Annotated in this window: 1 protein-coding gene and 1 pseudogene; both read left to right on the top strand. The window is 61.5% G+C overall.

The annotated features are described in order from the left end of the window. Positions 1 to 4,320 (top strand): annotated as a pseudogene (locus AAAB16_RS21945) (hypothetical protein); the annotation flags it as partial. A 24-nt stretch (positions 4,321 to 4,344) separates the two neighbouring features. Further along, positions 4,345 to 5,740: hypothetical protein (locus tag AAAB16_RS21950; protein ID WP_340665248.1), on the top strand; the 1,396-nt coding region annotated here is incomplete at its 3' end.

Below are 5,740 nucleotides of genomic sequence, written 5' to 3' on the forward strand. Positions count from 1 at the left end.
ATTGGCGACAACGCCGATACTGACCGCGATGGCGACGGTATTTCCAACGATTATGAAACCCAGGTCGGCACCGACCCCAACGACAAAACCAGTACGCCAGCGGATCTGGACAAAGACGGCATCCCCGACACGCTCGACAGCGACCGTGACGGTGACGGCGTAGCCAACGACGTCGACGCCTTTCCTAACGATCCAAGCGAGTCAAAAGACCTCGATGGCGACGGCATTGGCGACAACGCCGACAGCGACCGCGATGGCGACGGCATCTCCAACGATTACGAAGTGCAAGCCGGCACAGACCCCGACGACAAAGCCAGCGTGCCGCCGGACATGGACCACGACGGCATTCCGGATAGCCTGGACGACGACCGCGACGGCGATGGCGTGCTTAACCCCGCTGACGCCTTCCCCGATGACGCCAGCGAGAGCAAAGACCTGGATGGCGACGGCATTGGTGACAACAAAGATACCGACCGCGATGGCGACGGTATTTCCAACGACTACGAAGTGCAGGCCGGCACCGACCCTGACGACAAGAACAGCACGCCCGCTGACTTGGACAAGGACGGCATCCCTGACACCTTGGACAGCGACCGTGACGGCGACGGCGTAGCCAACGACCAGGACGCGCTACCCGACGACCCGACGGAAACCAGCGACCTCGACCACGATGGCATCGGTGACAACAAAGACACCGACCGCGATGGCGACGGCATCTCCAACGACTATGAAACCCAAGTCGGCACCGACCCCAACGACAAAAACAGCGTGCCGGCGGACCTGGATAAAGATGGCATCCCCGATAGCCTGGACAGCGACCGTGACGGCGATGGCCATGCCAACGACGTCGACGCGTTCCCGGACGATAAGACCGAGTGGAGTGACCTCGACGGCGACAAGATTGGCGATAACGCCGATACCGACCGCGATGGCGACGGCATTTCCAACGATTACGAAATCCAGGTTGGCACTGACCCAGACGACAAGGCCAGCGTGCCGCCCGATATGGACAAGGACGGTATTCCCGACAGCCTGGACAGCGACCGTGATGGCGACGGTGTGGCCAACGATGTGGATGCCTTCCCGGACAACGCCGCCGAAAGCAAAGACCTCGACGGCGACGGCATCGGCGACAACGCCGACCCCGACCGCGATGGCGACGGCATTTCCAACGACTACGAAGTGCAGGCCGGCACCGACCCCGACGACAAAGCCAGCACCCCGCCCGACCTGGACAAAGACGGCATCCCCGACAGCCTGGACAGCGACCGTGACGGCGACGGCGTAGCCAACGATGTCGATGCCTTCCCGAATGACCCGACCGAGTCGAAAGACCTCGATGGCGACGGTATCGGCGACAACCAAGACAGCGACCGCGACGGCGACGGCATTTCCAACGACTACGAAGTGCAAGCCGGCACCAACCCCGACGACAAAGCCAGCGTGCCTGCGGACCTCGACAAAGACGGCATCCCCGATAGCCTCGATAGCGACCGCGATGGCGACGGCGTGGCCAACGATCAGGACGCCTTCCCCAACGACCCAACTGAATCCAAAGACCTGGACAAAGACGGCATCGGCGACAACAAAGACCCGGACCGCGACGGCGATGGCGTCAGCAACGTGGATGAAGTGGCCGCCGGCACCAATCCCGACGACGCCACCAGCTTCCCCGACCGCGTACCGCCGGTACTGACCATCGAGGGCGCCGACAACAGCAGCGTCAACGAAGACAGCATCAGCCTGCGCGGTAGCGTGACCGATGCCGGCGTTGGCGTCGCACGCCTGGAGTTTGTCTCCGACCGTTTCGCCACCAGCCGCTTTGCCGTAACCCTGCAAGGCACCAGCTGGACCGCCAGCGTGCCGCTGCTTGAAGGCGCCAACCGGCTGACCCTGACCGCCTTCGACAAGGCCGGCAACCAGGCCAGCGTGGTGCGCAACGTCGAGCGCGTGGCCGCCGCCAGCGATATTGGCGTGAGCATCGACTACCCCGTGGCAGGCGCCACTGTTAAAGACGCCACCCTCGTGGTGCGCGGCGTGCTGCGCAGCGACAAGGCCGCGCAACGCCTGGAAGTGTTGGTCAATGGCCAAGCCGCGACCCTGAGCAATACCGCCCAGGTCACCGAGTTCGCCTACCAATCCGCACCGGTAAACCTGCAAGTCGGCCCCAACACCCTGGTCGTGCAAGCCTGGGTTGACCAGCGCAGCACCCAGCGCACCGTGCAGGTCACTTACCAGCCAGCACAAACCACCTTTAAACCGCCGCGCTTCGACAGCATCACCCCGGCCAACGGCAGCCTGCTGCCCGGCAATGGTTTTGTTTTGCGCGGCCAGGTGTATGCCGAAGCGGGCCTGGATAGCGTCAGCCTGAACGGCCGCAACCTGGTGCTGCGTGAAGCCGGCAGCCAACTGCTGGACCTGAAAGAAACCCTCGGCATTCCGCTCGGCCAATCCAGCTACAGCGTCGAACTGCTGGCCCGCGACCGCAGCGGCCAGGAAACCCGGCAAAGCCTGAGCTGGCAACTGGACCAGATCGCCCCGGTTATTCAGCTCGACACCGCGCTGGTGGAACTGCCCGCCGAGAACCGCGTTAGCCAGCAACCGTACCCGGTCAAAGGCACCCTGCGCGAAGCCAACCCCGGCAGCTTCCAAATCAACGGCAGCGACGTAACCCTGCAACCCGGCGCCGCTGCGGGCGAGTTCCGTTTCGCCACCAGCCTCAGCCTGCCGCTGGGCAAAAGCGTCGAGCTGACCCTCGAAGCCCGCGACCAAGCCGGCAACCAAACGCGTCAGGCCTACAGCCTGGAGCTCAACAGTCAGGCCGCCATCAACTGGGTTATCCCCACCGAAGGCACTGAGCTGCTTAACCTCGGCGAACCCATCAGCCTGCAAGTGGCCGCGCGCATCGAAGACCTCAGCGGTCAGCTGTACCCGCGCGCCCTGCTACTGGCCGCCAACGGCAACACCCTGGCCGATGCCGCCCTCACCGGCGACACCACGCTAAAAAGCACCAACCTGCTCGTGCCCGCGCAAGCCGGCCAATACCAACTGCTCGCCGTACTGCAAAACAGCAGCGGGCAAGTGGTGGCGCAGAGCAGCCGCAGCATCAGCGTCGTCACCCCAGAACAAGTACCGGTCGCCATCGAACGCATCGAACCGGCCAGCGGCGAGAAGGCAGCCAACCCCAACGACTTCATCAGCCTGTACTTCAACCAAGCCATCGACATCAGCAAGCTGAAGCTCGACGTGCACCAAACCGCCCACGGCAAAACCTACGAAGACCGCGATGGCCTCGGCACCAGCGAACTTGAAGCCCAGGGCTACCAACTGGTCGACGTCAACTTCGACCACCAACCGGTAACCGGCAACCTCGCCGAACTGCCCGGCAGCCAAGTAGTGGCCTTCTACCCAGAAAAAGACCTGGCCTACAACGCCGAAGTCTCGGTCGACGTGACCTACGACGGCCAAGACCTGGCCCGCATCCGCTACCGCACCCGGCCACTGCCGACCTTTATCAGCGGCGTGGTCATGGACCAACTGCAACAGCCAGTGGCCGGCGTGCAAGTGCGCATCGAAGAACTCGACCGCAGCGCGCAAACCAACCAGGACGGCGCGTTTAACTTTGGCTTTGGTGATAGTGCGGCGCAGAACATTCCAACCGGTCGCTACCGTCTGCAGCTCAACCCAAGCCAGAGCGTGCGTGGCTATGGCGCCGACACCCGCAGCATCAGCGTGCAGGACGGCGTGCTCAACGACGTTGGCCAACTGCAACTGGCCCAGCTCAACACCACGCTGCCCTACGTGCCGGTGAAAGGCGGCAGCCAACTCAGCCTGTTAAACGGCGAGCTGAAAATTGACCTGAGCAACGCCAAGCTGCAATTCCCCGACGGCCGCCAAGACGGTGACTTGCATGTGCAGATGCTGCAGTTCAGCGAACTGGCCTACCCGGTTGACCCGATGGCCATGCCGTACTGGATGTATGCGTTGCAACCGGCTGGCGTAACCGTACAAGGCAACCTCAGCGTTGATATCGCCGCGCTGAAATATGCCGACAGCTACGACTACCTGCCAGACGACGGCGCTTACGTGGTGCTGGTCGGCCTCGACCGCACCGCTGGCCGTGTAGTGCCCGTGGGCGTTGGCCAGATCGAAAACCTGCGTATCCGCAGCAAAGGCCCATTGCAACCCGGCAACCTCGACCTATTCGGCTTCGCCCTCGCCGGTATCGAAGCGCAGCCCGCATTGCAGGCCTACGCGGACGGACAAATGAACTTGCGTCAGCTGCAAGCTGAGCTCTACCGCTTGAGTAAGAGCCGCTGAGGCGGCTCAAGGAATCACTGACAGATGGATATGTTGCGTATGCCAACCACCGCCTCCAGTTCGCGCGCTAACGTGCGCCGTACGGTCTCGTTGTTTGCCTTGGCATTTGGCCTGGTGTTGGGTGGGGCGGCGATGACTGCGCAGGCGTTTAGCCTTGGGCATCTACCCGGTTACTACATTCCCCAGACCTATTCCAAACACGGCGCCGTCTACACCCGCGCCATCGTGCCGGGGCCTACCGGGAAACCGGTGTGGGTGGAGTACGACAGCAGTGGCAAAGAAGGTCGTGAGATCGGCGAGGCGGTGGGCCAATACGCGCGCGCGGTGGTGATGCCTAGTGATACGTTCCGGGGTTACCTGAAGCGCCAAACCGAGGTGCGTGCGCAGTACCCGACTGCGCAAGTCATGACCGATGCGGCCTATCGCGGCAAAACGTTCAAAACCGTTACCGGCGAAACGATCAACAAGCCCGACCTCGGTGATGCAACCCTTACAGTGATGGTGCGTGCCGACAAAGAGCTGTTTAGCACCAGTGGTAAAGATCTGGTGCTGCTCGAAATGCCGATCAAGGACGGCGTTACACCGGACGCCTCGAGTAAGTCGCTGCTGCTGACCAGTGATGGCAGCATCCTCAATCAAAGCGCCAACACCATTGCCTTCCGTGTAGGTTTTTTTGGTAAAGACGGCAAGGTTAGCGAGGGCTATTCCCGCCCCCGGGATGCGGATATCTATGGTGCGATGTCCGGTGTGGCCGTTAGGGTTGGCGGTTGGACATTGTTTGGCGGTGCCGTTACGGACAAGACCGGCAAGTACAACGTCAATTACTGGTTGCCGCCGTGCCCAGGCTTCGAAATCGAGTTCACCACACCGATCAGTCTCGAGCTGCAGTACCGACGCTTCAGCCCTCGTGGCAGCAAGATGACCTCGTACTACATGTCTCACCAAGATTGGGACTACTGCAACGGCCTGGGTGTTTGGGATCTCAACGCAGCGAACATCATCGCCACTCAAGCCACGCCGATGAAGATCAACCTGGACTTTCCGGTAGACCTGATGGTGCTGGACGCCAGCGCCAAACTGAAAGACGTGAAAGTCGGTAGCAGCACCACCTACAGTGCTGAGACGAGCGACAGAGAAAAATTCCTGCAAGAGAAATACGACTTCGACGGCGATGAAAAGCCGGACTTTGTTGTGCCGGGCAAGAAGGTCAAAAAAGAGGTCGAGGGCGTTCAGAAAGAGGTGTTCGTCAAAACCGCATTGAAAGACGCTGAACTTCAAGGGATCTACCTGTCCAGCCTCAACACTAGCGTGCCCGAGGATACTGAGAAGACCGCTCCCGACTTCACACGCCTGATCGATACTGCCCCAGACTTCAAAGATCGAGGGCTGCTAAAAGAGATCAGTGAAGACGACCTTAGAG

This window comes from Pseudomonas sp. (assembly GCF_037994325.1).
Lineage (GTDB): Bacteria > Pseudomonadota > Gammaproteobacteria > Pseudomonadales > Pseudomonadaceae > Aquipseudomonas.